Source organism: Actinomycetospora sp. ABD4_176 (genome assembly GCF_056311855.1).
In genome coordinates this window covers 5529005-5549728 of the sequence record NZ_CM149974.1, presented here as the reverse complement: position 1 = coordinate 5549728, position 20724 = coordinate 5529005, and the positions used below count along the sequence as shown (strand labels likewise).

The following is a 20724-nucleotide window of genomic DNA, read 5'->3' as shown; positions in this document are numbered from 1 at the left end:
TCCAGCGTCGGTGACCACACCGACCGCCGGGGTCAGCCCTGCGGTCGCTCGTCCACGACCCGGCGGGCCTTGAACGTCGTCTCGGGGAGGGTCCCGGGCTCGAGCAGCGTCACCGGCACGCGGATGTGGACGCTGCGGCGCAGCGCGTCCTCGACGCGACGCACCAGCTCCTCGCGCTCGTCGGCGGGCAGCGCACCCGACGCCCGGTGGGTGAGCTCGGCCTCGACCGCCATCTCGTCGAGCGCGCCCACCTTGCTCACCCGGATGCGGAACTCGGGTCCGAGCTCCGGCACGGTGCGCAGGCCGATCTCGACCGCGCTGGGGAAGACGTTCGCGCCGCGGATGACGAGCATGTCGTCGAGGCGGCCGAGGATCCCCTCCGGGAGGCGCGGGTAGGTGCGCCCGCACGGGCACGGGTCGGTCGCCAGGTAGGTCTCGTCCCCGGGCGCGAACCGGATCATCGGCTGGGACTCGCGCCAGAGGTGGGTGTAGACGACCGCGCCGCGCTCGCCGGCCGGCACCGCCACGTTGAGGTCGTCCGCGGAGGCGACCTCGGTGAACACCTCGTCGGTGATGAGGTGCGTGCCGGTCCCGGCCTCGCAGCCGACGCTGGTCTGGAACGGGTACATCTCCGAGGTGGAGCCGGCGTCGCTGGCGATCGCTCCCCAACCCTCCTCGATGATCTTCCGCGTCCCCGGCAGGCTGCCGCCGGGCTCGCCGCCCACCAGGATGCGCCGCACGCTGCTCGCGGCCAGGTCGATGCCGAGGCGCTCGGCGACCGAGAGCAGGTGGATGCAGTAGGAGGGCGTGGCGCTGAAGACCGTCGAGCCCAGTGTGGTGATCAGCTCGAGGTGCCGCTGCGAGTCGGTGACGCCGAGCGGGAAGACGGTGGCCCCGATGCGCTCGGCGCCCTGCACGACGCCCCAGCCGCCGAAGAACAGGCCGAACGGGAAGCCGACCTGGACGAGGTCGTCGGGCCGGATGCCGGCGCACCACTGGGCCATGGCGTGGACGTCGGCGGCGCGCCGCCAGTCGCCGTGCGAGACGGCGTACATCGTCGGCGTCCCCGACGTGCCCGACGAGCCGTGGATGCGGGCGATCTGCCCCGGCGCGAGCTCGGGCGTGTAGCTGCCGAAGGGCGGGTGCTCGCGCTGGTCGGCGATCAGCATCTTCTTGGTGATCACCGGGACCCGGGCGGTGAAGTCCTCGAGCGACCGCACCTGGTCGGGGTGGAAGCCGTGGGCGTCGTAATGGCGCCGGTAGAACGGGAGTTCGTCGTACGCGTAGCGCAGCTGGTGCTGCAGGCGCTCGAGGATGATCCGGTCGCGTTCGGCGAGGTCGCGGGTCTCCCGCTCGGCGTCCCAGAAGCGCGGGAACCCGCGGTCGTCGAGGGCCGCCACCGCCTGCGGCCGGGCCTCGGTGGTCACGACGCCGGCCGCGCGACGATGCCCTGGGCCTCGGCGACGTCCCAGTACGAGTGCAGGCCGCGCACGTGCTGGCCGCCGTCGACGGGGATGAAGTGGCCGGTGATCCGGCCCGCCGCCGGCGACATGAGGAACAGCGCGACGTCGGCGATGTCGGAGGGCTCCTGGTGCCGCGGGGGCCCCACCAGGGTGCGGTCGAGGAACTCCTGGCCGATCTGCCCGACCGTGAAGCCGGCGCCCAGCGGCGTGTTGACGGTGCCGGGCCCGATCGCGTTCACCCGGATGCCGTGGCGCCCGAGCTCACCGGCGCAGACCTTGGTGAAGTTCATGACCCCGGCCTTGGCGGCGCAGTAGTGCCCGAGGCCGTCGGTGGCCGCCACGGCGTTGAGCGACGAGATGTTGACGACCGTGCCACCCCGGCCCGCGGCGAGCGCGCGGCGGGCGAACGCCCTGGTGCACAGGAACGTGCCCTTCAGGCAGGTGTCGACGATGAGGTCCCAGTCGTCCTCGCTCGTGTCGACGACCAGCGACAGCGAGGCGGTGCCGGCGTTGTTGACCAGGTGGTCGACCGTGCCGAAGCGGCTCTCGGCGAGGTCGAACGCGGCGTCCACGTCCACGGCGACGCTGACCGAGCCCTCCGACCAGGCGAGGCGCTTGCCACCAGCGAGCTCGTCGGTCGCCGACTTGATGTTGGCCGGCTCGATCTCGAGGCCGACGACGTTCGCGCCGCGCTCGAGCAACGCCGCGGCGATCCCCTTGCCGATGCCGCTGCCGGCCCCGGTGACCACGGCGGTCTGTCCAGCGAGGTCCATGCGTCTCCTTCGGTCGTCGCCAGGGTTCGTCGCAGGAGGTCGCGCGGGACCGACGCCGGGGGGAGACGCCGGTCCCGCGCTGCACCGGCCTGTCAGCCGGCGCTGCCCTTGGTGTTCCAGCCGCCGTCGACCGGGAGGATCTCGCCGGTGCAGAAGGCGGCGTCGTCGGAGAAGAGGAAGGCCGCGGCCGCCGCGATGTCCTCGGGCCTGCCGAGACGCGGGATGATGTGGGCGGCCTCGAAGTTCTTCCGCATGCTGTCGGTGATGCCGGCGAGGATCGGGGTGTCGATCGTGCCCGGGCAGATGCAGTTGATGCGGACGCCCCGGGGCCCGTACTCCATGGCCGCCTGCTGGGTCAGGCTCACCACGCCGCCCTTGGCCGCCGAGTAGGCCGCGAGGTTCTCGAGGCCCTTGAGCGCGGCCATCGAGCCGATGTTGACGATGCTCCCGCCACCGTTCTCGAGCATGCGCGGGATCGCGGCCTGCATGCCCAGCCAGACGCCGCGCAGGTCGGTGCCCACGACGTGGTCCCAGCCGACGTCGTCCAGGTCGACGACGTTGTCGGGGCCGAACGTGTTGGTAACCCCGGCGATGTTGCCGAGCATGTCGAGCCGGCCGTGACCGCCGATCGCCTCGTCCATGAGGCGCTTCCAGTCGTCCCGCTGGCGGGTGTCCATGACGATGTGGGTGGCCTGCCCACCGTCGGCGATGATCTGCTTGGCGGTGGAGTCGTCGTCCTGCAGGTCACCGATGATCACAGTGGCGCCCTCGCCGGCGAGGCGCAGCGCCACCGCGCGGCCGATCCCCTGCACGCCGCCGGTGATGACGGCAACCCGCCCCTCGAGGCGGGTGATCCCGTGCGCCATCAGGCGATCCCGAGCGCGACGTTGGCCATCTGCTGCCGGCGGGCCATCCGCTGGTTGGCCTCGAAGTTCGGCTTCACGTAGCGGGCGAACATCTCCAGCGAGCGGTTCCACTTGTCGGTGGTGACCCAGTCGCGGCAGTTGATCAGCAGCGTGCCGAAGCCGCCGGTTTCCTCCTCGAGCTCCTTGATCTGTCGGGTGCACTCCTCGGGGCTGCCGACGATCCAGGGGATGTTCTCGACCATCCAGTCGAGCGTGAGGTCGGCGTCGGTCATCCCGTCGCCGATCTTCATCAGGGCGCCGAGCCCCAGGCCGAACAGGTAGTCGTAGGAGAGCTTGACGCCCTCGCGGATGTCGCGGAGCGCCTGGTCCTTGTCGTCGGTCACATAGACCTCGCGCACGACGCGCCAGTTCTCGCGGGTCACCGACTCGGCGATCCCGGCGCGGTTGCCGGCCTCGAGCATCGCGGCGCCCATCGCCTTGAGGTCCGGGGCGTCCATGTAGGTGCCGTTGTCGGTCGGCGCGAAGTGCACCGACAGCGGCTTCCAGCCCTTCTCGCCGCACTTCGCGTAGTTGTGCGTACCGGTCAGGCCGGCGATCGCGAACGGCGGGACGTCCTGGTACGGGCCGACCTGCAGCTGGCGGTTCTCGTACTTCCAGTACACGCCCTCGTAGCTGACCGGGTCCTCGGACGTCAGCAGCTGCCAGATGATCTCGAGCGCCTCGTTGGTCCGCGGCGCGGCCTCCGACGGCTCGAGCCCGAACAGTGCCTTGTCGGTGGGCAGCCCACCCCCGCCGAAGCCGTACTCGAGCCGGCCGTGGGTGAGGTGGTCGAGGAACGCGAGGCGCTCGGCGACCATGAAGGGGTCCTGGTACGGCAGGTTCACCACGCCCGTGCCCAGCCGGATCCGGTGCGTCACCGCCGACGCCTTGGCGATCATGAACTCCGGCACCGGAACGTTCTCGTACCCGCCCGTGTGGTGCTCACCGATCCAGTACTCCGAGAACCCGAGCCGCTCCGCTTCGACGATCGCGGCGATGTCGCGGTCGTAGGACAGCGTCCAGTTCTCGATCGGCGGGTGCTCCGGCATGGTGAAAAAGCCGAACTTCATCGATCGGTTCCTCCTGCTCGACTCGAGCGCGCACTCACGGGGCGGGTCGGCGTTGGCAAACGATCGTTTGCCATCGGTGTCGGAATCACTGTGGTACGGCTCACGCGTGGTGTCAAGGTCAGCACGATGGTCGTGCTGTGCGGCTTTCACCGCGTCCAAACCTCGCTCACCGCTGGTTGTTAACCGACCTTTCGTTTGCTTACATGGGGCCGCCAGCCGAGACGCAGGAGTGCTCATGCCCTCTCCGACGGGCCCCGATCCGCGCCCGGAGGTCCACCGCACGGATCACGGCGACTGGGTCGTCGTGGGCCGTCGTTGTCGCGCCTGCGCCGAGCCGGTGGCCTACGCCTGGCCGCGGTGCCCGGCGTGCGGCTGCGCGGTGGATGAGGCGCACTTCGGGCCGCGAGGCACCGTCTGGAGCAGCACAGTCGTCCGGATCGCCGTGCCCGGGCACACCCCGCCGTACTCCCTGGCCTACGTCGATCTCGACGACGGGCCGCGCGTGCTCGCCCACGTGGCCGGGGACGAGCCGGCCCCGATCGGCGGCCCGGCCTGGCTGATCGGCGCCTCCGACGAAGGGGACCTGCAGGTGGAGGTGGTGCGGTGAGCCCCCGATCGACCACGGCGGTGGCCGGCGTCGGGACGTCCCACTTCGGCCGACAGCCCGACCGCGACCTGGTGGGCCTGGCGTACGACGCGGTCGGCGAGGCGCTCGCCGACGCGGGCGTCGAGGGTGTCGACGCCGTCTGGGTCGGCACCGTGTTCGGGCCGGCCGGTGTCGCCCAGCGCGTGCTGCGCGCCATGGGGATCACAGATGTCCCGATCGTCACCGTCGAGAACGCCTGCGCGAGCGGCACCACGGCGTTCGTCGAGGCGCACGAGGCCGTCCGCACCGGGCGCTACGGACGGGTGCTGGCGCTCGGCCTCGAGCAGATGAGCACCGCCTTCTCCGGCGCCATCACCCCCGAGGCCACCGACCCCGAAGGACGGGCCGGGCTCGCGATGCCGGCCATGTACGCGATGAGCGCCGCCCGCTACCTGCACACCGGCGCCGCCACCCCCGAGCAGCTCGCCGCGGTGTCGGTGAAGAACCACGCCCACGCCGTGCACAACCCGCGCGCGCAGTACTCCGGGCGCTACAGCGTCGACGAGGTGCTGACGTCGCGCATGATCGCCGACCCGTTGACGCTGCTGCAGTGCTGCCCGACGTCGGATGGGGCCGCCGCGGCGGTGCTCACGGCGGCGACCGGTGCCGCCGGTGAGGTCGTCGTGCGCGGCACGGCGCTGCGCAGCGGCGCGCCCTGGAACCACCGCTCCGCCCACGTCTGGGGTCACGACGTCGTCGCCGACACCACCCGCGACGCCCTCGCCGCCGCCGGTGTCGACGCCACCAGGGACGTCGACGTCGTCGAGGTCCACGACGCCTTCACGATCGGCGAGATCGTCACCACCGAGGCCCTCGGCCTCGTGCCGCCCGGCGACGGCGGCAAGGCCGCGGCCGGCGGTGTCACCACCCTCGGGGGCGCGCACCCGGTCAACCCGTCGGGTGGGCTGCTCTCCCGCGGCCACCCCCTCGGCGCCACCGGTCTCGCGCAGCTCGCGGAGATCACCTGGCAGTTGCGCGGGCAGTGCGGGGCGCGGCAGGTCGAGGGGGCGCGCCTCGGGCTCGTCGAGACGATGGGCGGGGGCGTCTCGGTACTCGACGGCAACGCCTGCGTGGTCGCGCTGCTGGAGGCCCGGTGACCCGCGGGGGCAAGCGCAGCGGCGGGGGAACGCCCCAGCACGACCTCGAGCGCGCGGACCTGCTCAGCGCCGAGGCCGTCGCCGACCCGTACCCGCTGCTCGCGGCCCTGCGCGAGCACGACCCCGTGCACTGGAGCACCCGGTACCGCTCGTGGTTCGTCACGCGCTACGACGACGTCCTCGCCGCACTGCGCGACGAGCGCTTCTCGTCCGACCGGATCACGCCCTACCGCCGCGCCAAGCTCGAGGGCCCCGACACCGACCCCGGCGTGCGCGCGGCGTTCGAGGTGCTCGAGGGCTGGATGGTGTTCAAGGACCAGCCTGACCACAGGCGTCTACGCCGCCTGCTCAGCCGCGCCTTCACCCCGCGCGCGGTCACGCGGATGACCTCCTCGATCGAGGTGATCGCGTCGGAGCTCCTGGACGGGATCGCCGCTCGGGACGCCGGCGGCGTCGACCTCATCGGCGATTTCGCGTACCCCCTGACCGCCTCGGTGATCGCCGACATGCTGGGCGTGCCCCGCAAGGACCGCGAGCAGTTCAAGGACTGGTCCGACCAGATCACCGGGCTCGTCTTCGGTGGCATGGGCGACGCGTCGCGGCACGCGGTCGGCGCCCGGGGCATGGGCGAGCTGACGTCGTACCTGTCGGACCTCGTCCGCCGCCACGAGCGCGAGCCGGCTGACGACCTCATCTCCGCGATGATCAGTGCCCGCGACGAGAAGGACGCGCTGAGCCACGACGAGGTCATCTCCACCGGGGTCCTGCTGCTGTTCGCCGGGCACGAGACGACGACGAACCTCATCGGGAGCGGGATGCTGGCGTTGCTGCGGAACCCCAAGCAACGCGACCGCCTGCGTGCCCGGCCCGAGCTCGTCGCCGGTGCCGTCGAGGAGGCGCTGCGGTTCGACGGACCTGCGAAAACTGTCGCGCGGGTGATGGGTGAGGACGTCGAGCTGCGCGGCCGCGTGCTGCACCGCGGGGAGCGCGTGTTTCTCAGCCCGTCGTCCGCCAACCGCGATCCCGAGGTGTTCGCCGACCCGGACACGTTCGACATCACGCGCGAGAAGTCCGGCCAGCTCGGGTTCGGGATCGGCACGCACTACTGCCTGGGCGCCCCGCTCGCCCGGCTCGAAGCGTCGATCGCGATCCCCCGGGCGTTCGCCCGCCTGCCGGGGCTCCGGCTCACCGACGAGCCGCTGGAGTGGCATCCCGTCCTGCTCTCGCGCGGCATGCAACGCTTCCCCGCGCAGTTCACGCCCTGACCCCCGGAGTCCCCCATGCCCCGTCCCAGCCGCTGGCCGGAGATCCTGCAGGCCGCCGGCCAGGAGTTCCGCGAGCACGGGTACGAGAACGCGACCCTCGAGGGCATCGCCACCCGCGTCGGCATCCTCAAGGGCAGCGTCTACAACTACGTCGACAGCAAGGAGGACCTCCTCCTCGCCGTCGTCGAGCAGCCCGCCCGGGCCCTGCTCGACGAGCTGGAGCGCCTGCTCGCCGACACCGACAGCGGGGTCGCGATCCGGCTCCGCGAGCTCGTGCGGATGCAGGTCCGGATCTTCAGCGAGTACTACCCGGCCGCGTTCGTCTACCTCGAGCACCTCGGACGCCTCGAGCAGTCGGCGCGCTTCGCCGAATTCCGGCGGATGGACGCGCGGTACATGGAGGCCGTCGAGGCGCTCGTGGCCGAGGGCGCCGCGTGCGGTGAGTTCTCGCTGGCCGCCGAGCCGCGGATCGTCGCGCGCGCGATCGTCGGCATGATCGACTGGATGCAGCACTGGTTCACGCCGCACGGCGAGGAGGAGGACATCCGCCTCGCGGACCAGCTGTTCGCGCTCGCCCTGGGCGGTCTCGCGGCCGGGGGCAGCATGCGCGCGATGCTCGGCGCGCTGCCCGACCCGATCGCCGCGCCGTGAGCTCCCGCCTCGACGGTCGCGTCGCCGTCGTCACCGGGGCCTCGTCGGGGCTCGGCGCGCACTTCGCCGTCGTCCTCGCGCGCGCCGGGGCGGACGTCGTCGTGGCCGCGCGGCGCGCCGACATGCTCGCGACGGTCGCCGCGTCGGTGGAGGCCGAGGGGCGGCGTTGTCTCGCCGTACCGACCGACGTCACCGACGCCGCGGCGTGCTCGGCGTTGATCGACGCCGCCGTCGAGGGCCTGGGCGGCTTGCACGTCCTGGTCAACAACGCCGGCGCCGGCTACGCGCGGCGCAGCGAGCGCGACGACCCGGCGCAGGCGGCGCGGTTGCTCGAGGTCAACCTGCTCGGCGCCTACCACGTGGCGGTCGCCGCGGGACGGGCGATGATCGGTGCCGGACGCGGCGGCTCCGTCGTCAACGTCTCCTCCGCCCTCGCGCTCGCCACCAGCGACATCCCCCAGGCCGCGTACTCCGCATCGAAGGCCGGGTTGCTGGGGATGACCCGCGACCTCGCCCGCCAGTGGGCGCGTCACGGCATTCGGGTCAACGCGCTCGCGCCGGGGTTCTTCGCGTCCGAGATGACCGACCCGCTGCTCTCGCACGACAGCGGCGCCGCGTCGGTCCGCGCCATCACGCCGCTCGGCCGGATCGGTCGCCTCGACGAGCTCGACGGCCCGCTGCTGCTGCTCGCGTCCGACGCCGGCTCCTACATCACCGGGACCACGCTCGGCGTCGACGGCGGCATGGCGATGCACTGAAGGGACACGTGGTGCGCACAACCCTGGGAGCGGAGTTCACCGCCGCGTTCGATCGGCACCGCGACCGGATCGCCGTCGAGTCGCGGGGACGACGCTGGACCTTCGCCGACCTCGACCGCTGGTCCGCGGCGGTCGCCGCGCAGCTGCAGGAGTGCGGCGTCGGGCCGGGCGAGCCGGTCGCGCTCCACCTCGTCAACGGCGTCGAGTTCGTCGTCGCCGACGTGGCGGTCATGCGACTGGGCGCCGTGAAGGTGCCGGTCAACACCCTGCTGCCGGCGGACACGGTGCGCCACATCGTGGCGACGACCCGGGCCCGCGTGACCATCGTCGACCCGGCGATCGGCGTGGCGGTCCCGGGCCCGGTGATCCTGGTGGACGACCTCGCCGCACCGTCGGCGGCGCCCCCGCCCGCTCCCCCGTCGATCGGCCCCGACGCCCGGGCGGCGATCTACTTCACCGGCGGGACGACCGGGAGGCCGAAAGGCGTCGTTCACACCCAGGCATCGGTCGTCGCCCTCCAGTACGCCCAGCTGCTGGAGGCCGAGATCGTGCAGGACGACCGGTTGCTGCTGACCACGCCGCTCGCCCACGCGGCGGGCCTGTTCGCGCAGTCCGCGCTGCTCCGGGGCGCGACCAGCGTCATCGAGCCCGAGTTCGACGCCGACACCGTGCTCGCCGCCCTCCGCGGTCGCGGGATCACGTGGACCTTCCTCGTCCCGACGATGCTCTACCGCCTGCTCGACGCCATCGGCGACCCCGAGGAGTTCGGGCTGCGGACCGTCGTCTACGGCGCCGCCCCCATCACGCCTGATCGGCTCGCCCGCGCCCTGGAGGTCTTCGGGCCGGTCTTCGTGCAGCTCTACGGCCAGACCGAGTGCCCGAACTGGGGCACCCGACTGGCCAAGGACGACCACGACCCGGCCCGCCCGTGGCTCCTCGACTCCTGCGGCCGCCCGTCGATCATGGCCGACGTGGCCGTCGTCGACGACCGGTCCGAGACGGCCCCGACCGGGGAGACGGGCGAGGTCTGCCTGCGCTCGCCCTACGTCCTCGAGAGCTATCTCGACGACCCGTCGGCGACCGCCGAGAAGTTCCTCCCGGGCGGCTGGATCCGTACCGGCGACGTCGGTCTCCTCGACGCGGACGGGTACCTGCACCTGCGCGACCGGCGCGCGGACATGGTGATCAGTGGCGGGATGAACGTCTACTGCCGCGAGGTGGAGGACGTGCTCGCGAGCCACCCGTCGGTCTCGCAGGTGGCGGTGATCGGGGTTCCGCACGATGACTGGGGCGAGGCCGTGCACGCGGTGCTCGTCGGGTCCGTCGACGTGGACGAGGTCCTGGCGTGGTGCCGCAACCGGCTCGCCGCCTACGCCCGCCCGAAGTCCGCCGAGCTCGTCGACGACCTCCCCGTGACGCCGTTCGGGAAGGTCGACAAGAAGGCCCTCCGGGCTCCGCACTGGGCGGGTCGAGGTCGCGCGATCGGCTGACGTCCAGTGGCCGGCGCGCGCTGCTCGTCGTCGAGGACCTCAGCCCGGCGCGCCGTACCCGGACCCACGCGGTGTCGGTGGCGACGAGCTGCAGCCCACGCAGGCCCGGCCCAGAACGGCGAGCCCATGCGCCACGGCGCGCGGCTCGTCCGGACCACCGAGCGGGACACCGCGGCGTGGAGGCCTCGCGGGCGGTCGTGGCCCGTGTGGAGCGGAGTGGGAGGCCCACCTCGGCGGGTGGGCAGCTGCGGCGCGTCCTCACCGACCTGCGGGAGATCACCGACCGTCGCAGCGAACCGGCGCGCTCCGGCCGGTGTGATCGCCGACCGTCGCGGACACCCGGGTTCCACGCCCCGCCGACCCGATGGGGCCCGGGAAACGAACCGGGAGCGAACGGGGGCGCCCGGCACGCTGGTCCCCGTCCGCGGCCGGCACCGGTCGCGCCCTGCTCCGCCCGTCCGACCCGAGGTGCCCGTGAACCAGCCGCCCGCCCTCCCGCCCGGTGACGGGCGGCGCCCCCTCGACGACCGCGAGGCGCGCGCGTTCGACGAGATCGTGCAGGGCTACCGCCGCACCGCCCGCCGTCGACCGGCCGAGCCCGGGGCGCCGCGGTTGCGGTGGCGCACGGTCGTGCTGGTCCTGGCCGCGGCCTCGGTGTTCGCGGTGATCACCGCGCTCCTGCCGTCACCGGCGAACCTGTGGAGCCCGGTGGCCGCCCTCGTCGCCGTCGCGGTCGCGAGCGTGGTGTGGGCGGTGCGGGCCCATCGACGGGGCGGCCGGCCGTGACCCTCGCGGGTCGTCAGAGCTCGAGGCCCGCCGGCGGGCCCGCCAACGCCCCCTTCAGCGTGTGGCTCGGGGCGTCCGCGAGCACCTGGTCGTCGTCGGCCGCGACCGCGTCGAGGATGCGTGCCGCGACGTCGGGCGCCGCGATCTTCGGCACGTCGAGGTGGGCGACCATGTCGGTGTCCATGAACCCCAGGTGCACGCCGACCACGTGCGTGCCCTGCGCGCGGAGCTCGGCCCGCGCGCTGTTGGTGAACGACCACGCGGCCGCCTTGGTCGCCCCATAGGAGCCGGCCCACGGCGCCGCCGCCCACGCCAGCGCGGAGAGCACGTTGACGACCGTGCCCCCGCCGCGACCCGCGAGCACGGGCGCGAACGCGCGCAGGACCGCGACCGGGCCCCAGTAGTTGGTCTCCATCTCGGCGCGGGCGCGCTCGGGGTCCGCGATCAGCAGCGACCCGGCGCCGCCGACGCCGGCGTTGTTGACGAGCAGGTCGACGTCGTCGGCCCGCGCGGCGGCCTCGCGGATCGTGCGCAGGTCGGTGACGTCGAGGAGCAGCGGCACGACGCGCGGGTCCGGGTGCGCGAGCCGGCGGGGGTCGCGCGCGGCCGCGTACACGGTGCCCGCGCCGCGGGCGAGCAGCTCCTCGACCAGCGCCGCGCCGAGGCCCCGGTTCGCGCCGGTGACCAGGGCGGTCGTCCCGGAGATGATCATCGGTCGAGCCTCTCGACGATGGTGGCGTTGGCGGTGCCGCCGGCCTCGCACATGGTCTGCAGGCCGTAGCGCCCGCCGGTCTGCTCGAGCACGCCGAGCAGGGTGGTCGCGAGCCGCGCCCCGCTGGCGCCGAGCGGGTGCCCGATGGCGATGGCACCGCCGTTGACGTTCACCCTCGTCGGGTCGGCGCCGGTCTCGGCCAGCCAGGCCAGCACCACCGACGCGAACGCCTCGTTGACCTCGAACGCGTCGACGTCGCCCAGCGCGAGCCCGGCGCGGGCGAGGACCTTCGCGGTGGCGGGGATGATCCCGGTGAGCATGAGGACCGGGTCGTCGCCGGTGACGGTGGCCGTGTGCACGCGCGCTCGGGGCGTCCAGCCGTGGGCGGCCGCGATCTCCGACGTGGTGACGAGCAGGGCGGCGGCTCCGTCGTTGACCGGGCTCGCGTTGCCGGCGGTCACCGCCCAGTCGAGCGGGCCGAAGCGCTCGGTCCAGCGCGGGTCGGCGAACGCCGGCCGCAGGCCGGCCAGCACCTCGGCGGTGGTGCCGGGGCGGACGGTCTCGTCCGTCTCGAGCTGGGCGACCGACCCGTCGGCGCGGGTGGCCTTGAGCGGGGCGACCTCGCCCGCGAAGCGGCCCTCGGCCCACGCCGCGGCGGCCTTCTGGTGGCTGGCCAGGGCGAACGCGTCGAGCCGGTCGCGCGAGAAGCCCCACCGGCGCGCGATGAGCTCGGCGCTCACGCCCTGCGGGACGAGCCCGGGCGCGTAGCGGGCGCCGACCGACGGGCCGGCGACGTCCTGGCGCACCCCGTCGACCTGCGTCTGGCTGCCGATCGGGATGCGCGACATCGACTCCACGCCGGAGGCGATCGCGATGTCGTAGGCACCGGCGACCACGCCCTGGGCGGCGAACGACAGCGCCTGCTGGCTCGAGCCGCACTGCCGGTCGACCGTCACCCCGGGCACCGACTCGGGGAAGCCCGCCGCCAGCGCCGCGAAGCGCGTGGTGTTGCCGCTCTGCTCGCCGACCTGGCCGACCACGCCGCCGATGACGTCGTCCACCTCGGCGGGGTCGAGGCCCGTCCGGTCGACCAGCGCCCGCAGGACGTGCGCGTGCAGCTCCACCGGGTGCACCCCGGCGTACGCCCCGCTCGGCTTGCCCTTCGCGAGCGGGGTGCGTACGGCGTCGACGATGACCGCGTCCCTCATGGCTCCTCCTCCGAGACGGACCGGACGGTCCCGGACCGATCGGTCCCGATCCGGCTCCCCGTTGGAACGAGAAGCAAGCGACCGTCGCGCCGGTCACGCGCCGGGCCGGCCACCCCGTCCCGCCGCACCGAGCCGCAGCGCCGAGACCAGGAAGAACAGCCCGCCGAGCAGGGCGTAGCCGGCCACGCCGACCAGCGACGCCGCCGGGGCGGTGAGGACGAACGCCACCCCTGCCAGCACCGAGAGGCCCCCACTGACGATCATCGCCCACTGTCCGCCGAGGTGGCGCCGCCGGAGAGCGACGGCGAGCTGCACGAGGCCGGCCACGACCGCCCAGGTGCCCCACACCCGCAGGACGGCCGGGACCCCGGAGGACAGGGCGACGGCGAGACCGACGGCGGCGACCAGGCTGATCGCCACGTTGACGGCCAGCGCCCCGGTCGATCCGCCGGCCCGGCCGTGGCGGGCGTCGACCACCGCCGCCGCCGCGTCGACCACCGGGTACAGCACGAGCAGCACGGCGGCCGCCACTCCGGCCCCCACTCCGGCCTCCACGTCGGCGCTCGACGCGGCGAGGACGAGCAGGACCGCCCAGACGAGGGCGAAGACGGCCCGCGCGGCGTGGAGCCGCCGGAGCGTCGGGGCGCCGGCGGGCGCAGCCGGCGTGGTGGTGGCGGTGGTCATGGCAGGTTCCTCTCGTCGACGGCGCGTCCCGACGAGCGTCGGGCAGAAAGACCGTTCTCTCTTGCGCTGTGGACGAGGCTGGCACATCGGGGCGGTGACAACAAGACCGACCGTTCTTTCTGTTACCGTCGACGCGTGTCGACCCCGACCCGCTCCGGCCACTCCGAGGCCCGGGAACGCCTGCTGGCCACGGCGAGCGCGCTGTTCTACCGCGAGGGGATCCGGGCCGTGGGGGTGGAGCGGATCCTCACCGAGGTGCCGACGACGCGGGCGACGTTCTACCGGCACTTCCCCTCGAAGGAGGACCTCGTCCTGGCCTACCTGGCGGGTGTCGACGCCCGCACCCGCGCCGGGGTGCAGGCCGCCGTCGAGGGCGCCGCGTCGCCGGCCGACGCGCTGCGGGCCATCGGCGCCGCCGTCACCGACGACCTGACCGACCCGGGGTTCCGCGGCTGCGCGTTCCTCAAGGCCGCGGCCGAGTACCCCGACCCCGACGACCCCGTGCGGCGGCTGATCCTCGACCACCGCGCCTGGTACGTCGCCACGCTGTCCGGGCTGTTCGCCGAGGTCTTCGAGGACTCACCGCGACGCGGTCGGCCGGAGGACGCCGCGGCGCACTTCGCGATGATGCGCGACGGCGCGATGACCGGCGCCTCCCTCGATGGCGCCGAGAACGTCGGCGCGGCGTTCCGGCGGGGCCTCGAGGGCCTGCTCACCCTGCTCCACTGACGCGGGCCGGCGTCCGCGTGGCCCCTGGTCACCGGGAGGGGTGTTCTGTTCTGATCTGGGACCCGTCCGGTGGCCCGACGGCGCACCGGTCCGCACCTCCGGGAGGACACCGTGGACCAACCGGCTCCGGCGCTCGGGACGACGCCGCTCCTGCTCATCGCGGTCGGCGCCGTCGCGCTGCTCCTGGTACTGATCATGGGGTTCCGGCTGCACGCCTTCGTCTCCCTGATCCTCGTGAGCGTGCTGACCGGTGTCGCGACGGGACTACCGGTGTCCGAGCTCGTCGACACGCTGCTCGACGGCTTCGGCTCTACCCTGGCCGAGGTCGCCCTGCTCGTCGGCCTCGGGGCGATGCTCGGGAAGCTGCTCGAGGTCACCGGCGGCGCGCAGGTGCTCGCCGACAGCCTCATCTCCCGCTTCGGCGAACGGCGCGCGCCGATGGCGCTCGGCGTCGCGTCGCTGCTGTTCGGCTTCCCGATCTTCTTCGACGCAGGCTTCGTGATCCTGCTGCCGATCATCTTCACCGTGGCCCGGCGCTTCGGGGGGTCCCTGCTCTTCTACGCCCTGCCCTCGGCCGGGGCCCTCGCGCTGATGCACGCGTTCGTGCCGCCCCACCCGGGTCCGGTCGGCGCCGGCAACCTGCTGGATGCCGACATCGGGCTCCTCGTGGTCGCGGGACTGGTGGTCGGTCTACCGACGTGGTTCCTCGCGTCCTACCTGTTCTCCCGGTGGATCGGCGCCCGCATCGACCTGCCGGTGCCCACCATGTTCGGGCAGTACCCGGGTGACGGTGGCACCAGGGACGACCGGGACGACGGGCCCGTTTCCGACGAGGGCCAGGACGGCGGCTCGTCCGGCTCGTCCGGGGGCACCGTCACCGCGACCCCGGTCCGGGCGCCGGCGTTCGGCACCGTCGTCACGCTGCTCCTGCTCCCGCTGGTGCTCATCCTGTTCAACACCGGCCTGAACACGCTCGGGACCTACGGCGCCGTCCCCGAGGACGCCACCTGGGTCGTCTCCCTGCGCCTGGTCGGGGAGACCCCCATCGCGCTGCTGATCACCCTGCTCGTGGCGCTGGTCGTCCTCGCCCGCGAGCGGTTCACCCGCGAGGAGACCGAGGAGCTGCTCAACTCGTCGCTCGGCCCGATCTGCTCGATCATCCTGATCACCGGTGCCGGGGGCATGTTCGGCGAGGTCCTGCAGGCCAGCGGCATCGGGACGGCCCTGACCGCGTCGCTCAGCGCGCTCGGCCTGCCCGTCATCGTCGCCGCCTTCGTCATCGCCCTGTGCCTGCGGGTGGCGCAGGGCTCGGCCACGGTCGCGCTGCTGACGACGGCGGCCCTCGTCGCGCCGGCCGTCGCGGCCGCCGGGATGTCGCCCTTCGACGTCGCGCTCGTGGTCATCGCCATCGCCGGTGGCTCCACCGCGCTGTCCCACGTCAACGACTCGGGCTTCTGGCTGGTCGGCCGGTTCCTGGACATGGACGTCTGGACCACCCTGCGCACGTGGACGGTGATGGTGACGCTCATCGGCGTGATCGGGTTCCTCATCGCCGCGGCGCTCAGCCTCGTCGTCTGAACGCCGCGGCGTGGCCGTCCCCACCCCCGGCCGCGTCAGCGGGTGACGTGCCGGGTGGGCCGGTAGACGAGCTCCTGGGTGTGGCCGTCGAGGGTCCGGTGCTCGAGCAGCTCCAGGTCGACGTCCGGCATGCCCCCGAGGACCGGCTCCGTGCCGGTCCGCCCCGTGATCACGGGGAAGATCGTGATCTGAAGACGGTCGACCAGCCCGGCGGCCATGAGCGCCCGGTTCAACGTGAGGCTGCCGTGCGAGCGCAGCGGCACGTCGGACTCCTGCTTGAGCCGGGAGACGACCTCGACGGCGTCGCCGCTCGCCACCGTGGCGTCGGGCCAGTCGAGCGGGCCCTGCAGCGTCGACGACACCACGGTCAGCGGCATCGCGCGCATGCGGTCGACCCACGGGTCGCGCACCTCGGACTCCTCGGTGCTCTCGGCCAGCATGGACGCGAAGACCCGGAACGTGGTGGCCCCGAGGACCATCCGCTGCGGCTCGGCGAACGAGGCGAGGCGGTGGTCGAGGAGCTCGGGCCCCTGCTTGCCCCAGTAGCCGCCCCAGTCGCCGTCGGCACCGTAGGAGCCGTAGCCGTCGAGGCTGGCGAAGACGTCGAGCGTGTACGTGGCGGTCACGGTGTCCTCCGTCGGCACGGTGGACCGGCCCGACGCCGGTCCCTCACCCTGGCGACGAACGGGACCTGGCCGGATTCGACATCCGCACCCGGCGGGCAACCACCGGGATGACCGGTGCAGCCGACCACGGCCCGACGCGGGACGACCCCGCCGCGGAGCACGACCGCAGCCGCCACCACCACCAGCAGGGTCCGCGCACGCGGAGGGACGAGAAGGCGCCCGCGGACGGCCGGGGCGGGCGCGGGCTCGCCGTCGGCATCGCGGTCCTGCTGGTCCTCGTCGCCCTGGCACTCGTCATCGGGCTCCTCGTGCTCTGACCGGGGCGAGCGGGACCACCACCCGGACGGCCGATGATCCCGCTCTCGGCGGGCCCGATGATGACGCGGTGTCACGCCTCGGGGGCCGACTCGGGATCCAGGGTCCCGTCCTGCGACCCGGTGACGACGGCTACGCCGCCGAGCTCGCGGGCTTCGACCTCGCCGTCGACCAGCACCCCGCGGTGATCGTCGGCGCGCTCGGGGCGGCCGACGTGGTGGCCGGCGTGCGCCACGCGCTCGAGCAGGGGCTCGCGGTCGGCGTGCAGGCCACCGGCCACGGCATCACCGCGCCCGCCGACGACGCCCTGCTCATCACGACGCGGCGGGCCGACGCGGTGCGCGTGGATCCGGCCGACCGCACGGCGTGGGTCGAGGCCGGCGCGGTGTGGAGCCGGGTGCTGCACGAGGCGGCGCCGCACGGGCTCGCCCCGCTGGCGGGCTCCGCGCCGGCGGTCGGCGCCGTGTCCTACACCCTCGGCGGCGGGCTGGGCGTGCTGGGACGGCGCTGGGGCTTCTCCGCCGACCACGTGCGCCGCCTCGACGTGGTCACCGCCGACGGCGTCCCGCGGCGCGTGACCGCCGACGAGCACCCCGATCTGTTCTGGGCGCTGCGCGGCGGTGGCGGCAACGTCGGCGTGGTCACCGGGATGCAGATCGGGCTGGTCGAGCTCGCCGAGCTCTACGGCGGCGGGCTGTTCTTCCCCGGGGAGGACGCGGGCGCGGTGCTCACCGCCCTGCTCGCGGCCGGCCGCGACGCCCTCGACGAGATCAGCCTGTCCGCGGCGGTCATGACCTTCCCCGACCTGCCGGCCGTGCCCGCGCCGCTGCGGGCCCGCTGGTGCGCCCACGTGCGGGTCAGCTCCACCGGGAGCCCCGACCGCTGCGAGCAGGTCATCGCCCCGATCCGGCAGGTCGCGACGCCGCTCGCCGACACCGTGCGCACGATGCCCGTCACCGACGTCGGCAGCATCCACAACGACCCGACGAGCCCGCGCGCCACCAACAGCCGCTCGCTGGTCCTGCACGCCGCCGACGACGACACCGTCGCGACGATCCTGCGCCACGCCGGGCCGCACGCCCCGTTCGTCACCGAGATCCGCCAGATGGGCGGGGCGCTGGGCCGCGATCCCGCCGTGCCCAACGCGGTCGGGCACCGCGACGGCGCCTACACGGTCTACGCCACCGCCTACCCGCACCCGGGCGGTCCCACCGCCGCCGACGGCGCCGCGGAGCAGGCGCTGCTCGACGACCTGCGCCCCTGGAGCAGTGGCGGCGCGCTGGTCAACTTCCTCGCCGGCCCGCACGTCACGCCGGCCGACGTCCGCGCCGCCTACGACCCCGACCGCTGGGACCGTCTCGTCGAGATCAAGACGGCCTGGGACCCGGGCAACCTGTTCCGCATGAACCACAACGTCCCGCCGCGAGCGGGCGCCGAGGAGCCGTGATGGACCGGGCACCCGCGTACGTCGCCGAGGTCACCGAGACCGCGTCGGGGCCCGTCGAGTACGCCGTCGTCGGCACCGGGACACCGGTCCTCGTCGTGCACGGCAGCCCCGGCGGCATCGACGCCGCGGCTCTCATGGCACGGATCCTCCCCCGCGACGGCGTCGCGGCGATCCTGCTCTCCCGTCCCGGCTACCTGCGCACGCCGCTCGCGGGCCGGGAGGGCATCGACGAGCAGGCCGACCTGCTCGCCGCGCTCCTCGACCACCTCGGCGTCGACCGCGCCGGCGTCTACACCTGGTCCGGCGGTGGGCCCGCGGGGTACCGGCTCGCCGTCCGCCACCCCGAGCGCGTCGGCGCCCTCGTCGCGAACGCCGCGGTGAGCCGGGCCTACGACCCGCCCGACCAGGACCTCGCGACCCGACTGATGTTCACCACCGCACCGGGCCGCTGGCTCCTGCGGCTGCTCGCCGCCCACCAGCCCGAGCAGTACATCCGGGGCGAGCTCGCGGGCGAGGGCGACCTCACCGAGGAGCAGCTCACGCAGCGCGTCCGGGAGGTCCTCGCCGACCCGGACAAGCGCGACCTCGCCCTCGCCCTCGGCCCGACCGCGGTCCCCGACGCCCACCGCCGCGCCGGCTACCACAACGACCTCGACCGGTTCGCCGCGATCACCTCGCTCGAGCTGGAGAAGGTGGCCGCGCCGACGCTGGTCGTGCAGGGCAGCGCCGACAGCGACCTGCCCCCGGCGCACAGCACCTTCGCCGCGAGCACCATCCCCGGCGCCGAGCTGCTCACCCTCGACACCGGCACCCACCTCGCCCTCTACACCCACCCCGACGCCGCTGAGGCGCAGGCGCGGGTCGTCGCGTTCCTGCGGGAGCGAGGGACGCCCCGGCTCAGGACGTGACCCGGGCCAGGATCGCGGCGCGGTCGGGCTTGCCCTGCTCGGTGAGCGGCGTCTCGTCGAGGGGGACGACGACCAGGGTCGCCGCGACGGCCTCCCCGTGCTCGGCGGCCACCGCGTCGCGGCACGCCGCCGGATCGACGTCCGTGCCGGGCCACGGTTGTGCCGCGGCCACGCGCCGGTCGCGGGCGAGGTCGGCGACGACGACCGCGTAGCGCACCGCCGGCAGCCGCATCAGCGTGTCCTCGATGCCGGTCGGGGTGACCAGGCGCCCGTCGACGACCGCGCAGTCGGCGGCACGCCCCAGGACGTGGAGGTGCCCGTCGGCGCCGAGACGCCCGAGGTCGCCGGTGCGGTACCAGCCGTCGACGAAGTGCTCGGCCTGCTCGACGGGGCGGTTGCGGTAGCCGTGGGCCATCGCGGGCGAGCGCACCTCGATGCTGCCGTGGTCCGGGTCGAGGGTGCCGTCGGTGCGGCGGAACCGGACCTCGACGCCGGGCAGGATCCGCCCGGCGCTGGTGGCGCGCTCGGGGTCGTCGGGGTCGTGCTCGGCCGGGCGCAGGGCGCTGACGATGCCGATCTCGCTGGCGCCGTAGGTGTGCTGGACCACCGGGCCCAGCCGCTCGCGGGCGCGGCGGCGCAGCGCGGGCGGCGCGGACGCGCCGATGTGGGTCAGCGTCCGCAGGCTCGACAGGTCGCGGCGGGCGACGTCGGGGTGGTCCATCAGCGCGACCAGCTGGGGCTCGACGAGGAAGAGGTCGGTGATCCGCTCGGTCTCGATCTGCGCGAGCAGGGCGGCGGGCTCGGAGTCGTCGCGCAGCACCACCACGCCTCCACCGATGATCGTCTGGGCGACGAGGATCTGCGTCAGGTAGGCCTCCGCGCCCGACGCGAGCTGGCGCCGCTCGGGACGCGGCGGGGTCGCGACCGCGGCGGCCCACGCGGCGACGTCGCGGATGCTCGCCTTGGGGATGCCGGTGGTGCCGCCCGAGGACAGCACCGTGCCGAGATCGCCCAGCTGCGAGCGCGACGCGAACGCCTCCGGCGACTGCGCGGCGGCGAGCTCGTCGAGGCGCAACGGCACGCCCTCGACCGGACCGACCGCGGCGACCGGCGCCGTCGTCCCGGGCAGCCAGTGCGCGGTCTGCGGGAACACCACGACCAGCCGCGGGTCGATCTGCTCGAGCTGGCGCGCGCGGCGCTCGGGCCCGGGCGGGGCCGACAGGTACACCGCGCCCGCGTCGACCAGGTGCGTCGCGTAGCGCACCGCGAGCGCGTCGGGTCGGTTCGGCGCGTACTGGGCGACGAGGTCGCCGGAACCGATACCGAGACTCGACAGCGCGCGGGCGTAGCGGTGGACGGCCGCCAGCAGCTCCGCGCCCGTGGTTGCCCCGTCGGGGTGGCGCAGCACCACGCGCTCCCCCGCCGCCGACAGCGCGGCGACGATCTGTTCGACGGACGGGTGCACCTCGGGGAGGGCGGCCTGGGTCGCCGTGTCGATCACGCTCCGTACCGTCCCTGCTGATCGAAGAGCGGACCATCGGCCGACCGGGTGAGGCCGCCGCCGAGGGCGACCGGGCGTTCAGCGTCACCGGGCCTCGAACGTGTCGCCTCCT

At 74.0% G+C, this 20724-nt stretch carries 21 protein-coding genes; 12 read left to right on the top strand and 9 right to left on the bottom strand.

Going from position 1 to position 20724, the window contains the following annotated elements; translation table 11 throughout:
• Positions 1-32: 32 nt before the first annotated feature.
• The 4 genes from ACYX4T_RS26940 to ACYX4T_RS26925 all read right to left on the bottom strand — a co-directional run bounded on the left by ACYX4T_RS26940 (position 33) and on the right by ACYX4T_RS26925 (position 4211).
• Positions 33-1427, bottom strand: coding sequence for a phenylacetate--CoA ligase family protein (locus ACYX4T_RS26940; RefSeq protein ID WP_476012275.1), 1395 nt, complete (start codon positions 1425-1427; stop codon positions 33-35).
• Positions 1424-2236 (bottom strand): SDR family NAD(P)-dependent oxidoreductase, encoded by an 813-nt coding sequence (locus ACYX4T_RS26935; RefSeq protein WP_476012274.1) that lies wholly within the window; start codon positions 2234-2236, stop codon positions 1424-1426. Before ACYX4T_RS26935 ends, ACYX4T_RS26940 begins: the two co-directional genes overlap by 4 nt.
• Positions 2237-2328: 92 nt before the next feature.
• A complete protein-coding gene (locus ACYX4T_RS26930; RefSeq protein ID WP_476012273.1) occupies positions 2329-3102 on the bottom strand; it encodes an SDR family NAD(P)-dependent oxidoreductase in 774 nt (257 codons plus the stop codon).
• The gene (locus tag ACYX4T_RS26925) at positions 3102-4211 is read right to left on the bottom strand and encodes an LLM class flavin-dependent oxidoreductase (RefSeq protein ID WP_476012272.1); all 1110 of its coding nucleotides are present in this window, start codon (positions 4209-4211) and stop codon (positions 3102-3104) included. Before ACYX4T_RS26925 ends, ACYX4T_RS26930 begins: the two co-directional genes overlap by 1 nt.
• A 235-nt stretch (positions 4212-4446) precedes the next feature.
• Here ACYX4T_RS26925 and ACYX4T_RS26920 point away from each other — a divergent pair, with 235 nt between their 5' ends.
• The 7 genes from ACYX4T_RS26920 (at position 4447) to ACYX4T_RS26890 (ending at position 10904) form a co-directional block, all read left to right on the top strand.
• Positions 4447-4818: a Zn-ribbon domain-containing OB-fold protein gene (locus ACYX4T_RS26920; RefSeq protein ID WP_476012271.1), complete on the top strand. Its 372-nt coding sequence runs from the start codon at positions 4447-4449 to the stop codon at positions 4816-4818.
• Complete coding sequence (locus tag ACYX4T_RS26915; RefSeq protein WP_476012270.1) at positions 4815-5954, top strand: thiolase family protein; 1140 nt, start codon at positions 4815-4817, stop codon at positions 5952-5954. Before ACYX4T_RS26920 ends, ACYX4T_RS26915 begins: the two co-directional genes overlap by 4 nt.
• The gene (locus ACYX4T_RS26910; RefSeq protein ID WP_476012269.1) at positions 5951-7219 is read left to right on the top strand and encodes a cytochrome P450; all 1269 of its coding nucleotides are present in this window, start codon (positions 5951-5953) and stop codon (positions 7217-7219) included. The genes ACYX4T_RS26915 and ACYX4T_RS26910 overlap by 4 nt, the downstream gene beginning before the upstream one ends.
• Before the next feature lie 15 nt (positions 7220-7234).
• Positions 7235-7870: a TetR/AcrR family transcriptional regulator gene (locus tag ACYX4T_RS26905; protein ID WP_476012268.1), complete on the top strand. Its 636-nt coding sequence runs from the start codon at positions 7235-7237 to the stop codon at positions 7868-7870.
• Positions 7867-8628, top strand: a complete 762-nt coding sequence (locus ACYX4T_RS26900) for an SDR family NAD(P)-dependent oxidoreductase (RefSeq protein ID WP_476012267.1) — start codon at positions 7867-7869, stop codon at positions 8626-8628. Before ACYX4T_RS26905 ends, ACYX4T_RS26900 begins: the two co-directional genes overlap by 4 nt.
• Positions 8629-8639: 11 nt before the next feature.
• Positions 8640-10118, top strand: coding sequence for a class I adenylate-forming enzyme family protein (locus tag ACYX4T_RS26895; protein WP_476012266.1), 1479 nt, complete (start codon positions 8640-8642; stop codon positions 10116-10118).
• A gap of 474 nt (positions 10119-10592) precedes the next feature.
• Positions 10593-10904 carry a hypothetical protein gene (locus tag ACYX4T_RS26890; RefSeq protein ID WP_476012265.1) on the top strand — a complete coding sequence of 104 codons (312 nt, stop codon included), beginning with the start codon at positions 10593-10595 and terminating at the stop codon, positions 10902-10904.
• Positions 10905-10917: 13 nt separating this feature from the next.
• Here the strand turns inward: ACYX4T_RS26890 and ACYX4T_RS26885 are convergent, their stop codons facing one another.
• The 3 genes from ACYX4T_RS26885 to ACYX4T_RS26875 all read right to left on the bottom strand — a co-directional run bounded on the left by ACYX4T_RS26885 (position 10918) and on the right by ACYX4T_RS26875 (position 13508).
• Entirely contained in the window at positions 10918-11616 is a 699-nt protein-coding gene (locus ACYX4T_RS26885; protein WP_476012264.1) for an SDR family oxidoreductase, read from the bottom strand.
• Positions 11613-12824 carry a thiolase family protein gene (locus ACYX4T_RS26880; RefSeq protein WP_476012263.1) on the bottom strand — a complete coding sequence of 404 codons (1212 nt, stop codon included), beginning with the start codon at positions 12822-12824 and terminating at the stop codon, positions 11613-11615. Before ACYX4T_RS26880 ends, ACYX4T_RS26885 begins: the two co-directional genes overlap by 4 nt.
• A gap of 93 nt (positions 12825-12917) precedes the next feature.
• Complete coding sequence (locus ACYX4T_RS26875; RefSeq protein ID WP_476012262.1) at positions 12918-13508, bottom strand: hypothetical protein; 591 nt, start codon at positions 13506-13508, stop codon at positions 12918-12920.
• Positions 13509-13643: 135 nt separating this feature from the next.
• Here ACYX4T_RS26875 and ACYX4T_RS26870 point away from each other — a divergent pair, with 135 nt between their 5' ends.
• Both ACYX4T_RS26870 and ACYX4T_RS26865 read left to right on the top strand, forming a co-directional pair.
• Complete coding sequence (locus tag ACYX4T_RS26870) at positions 13644-14237, top strand: TetR/AcrR family transcriptional regulator (protein ID WP_476012261.1); 594 nt, start codon at positions 13644-13646, stop codon at positions 14235-14237.
• Between the two features lie 111 nt (positions 14238-14348).
• Entirely contained in the window at positions 14349-15815 is a 1467-nt protein-coding gene (locus tag ACYX4T_RS26865) for a GntP family permease (protein ID WP_476012260.1), read from the top strand.
• 35 nt (positions 15816-15850) lie between these two features.
• Here the strand turns inward: ACYX4T_RS26865 and ACYX4T_RS26860 are convergent, their stop codons facing one another.
• Positions 15851-16441 (bottom strand): dihydrofolate reductase family protein, encoded by a 591-nt coding sequence (locus tag ACYX4T_RS26860; RefSeq protein WP_476012259.1) that lies wholly within the window; start codon positions 16439-16441, stop codon positions 15851-15853.
• Positions 16442-16548: 107 nt separating this feature from the next.
• Here ACYX4T_RS26860 and ACYX4T_RS26855 point away from each other — a divergent pair, with 107 nt between their 5' ends.
• The 3 genes from ACYX4T_RS26855 (at position 16549) to ACYX4T_RS26845 (ending at position 19111) form a co-directional block, all read left to right on the top strand.
• Complete coding sequence (locus ACYX4T_RS26855; RefSeq protein ID WP_476012258.1) at positions 16549-16758, top strand: hypothetical protein; 210 nt, start codon at positions 16549-16551, stop codon at positions 16756-16758.
• A gap of 68 nt (positions 16759-16826) precedes the next feature.
• Positions 16827-18203 (top strand): FAD-binding oxidoreductase, encoded by a 1377-nt coding sequence (locus ACYX4T_RS26850; RefSeq protein WP_476012257.1) that lies wholly within the window; start codon positions 16827-16829, stop codon positions 18201-18203.
• Positions 18203-19111 carry an alpha/beta fold hydrolase gene (locus ACYX4T_RS26845; RefSeq protein ID WP_476012256.1) on the top strand — a complete coding sequence of 303 codons (909 nt, stop codon included), beginning with the start codon at positions 18203-18205 and terminating at the stop codon, positions 19109-19111. Before ACYX4T_RS26850 ends, ACYX4T_RS26845 begins: the two co-directional genes overlap by 1 nt.
• Here the strand turns inward: ACYX4T_RS26845 and ACYX4T_RS26840 are convergent.
• Positions 19101-20612 carry a class I adenylate-forming enzyme family protein gene (locus ACYX4T_RS26840; protein WP_476012255.1) on the bottom strand — a complete coding sequence of 504 codons (1512 nt, stop codon included), beginning with the start codon at positions 20610-20612 and terminating at the stop codon, positions 19101-19103. The two genes, ACYX4T_RS26845 and ACYX4T_RS26840, sit on opposite strands and share 11 nt — an antisense overlap.
• Between the last annotated feature and the right edge of the window lie 112 nt (positions 20613-20724).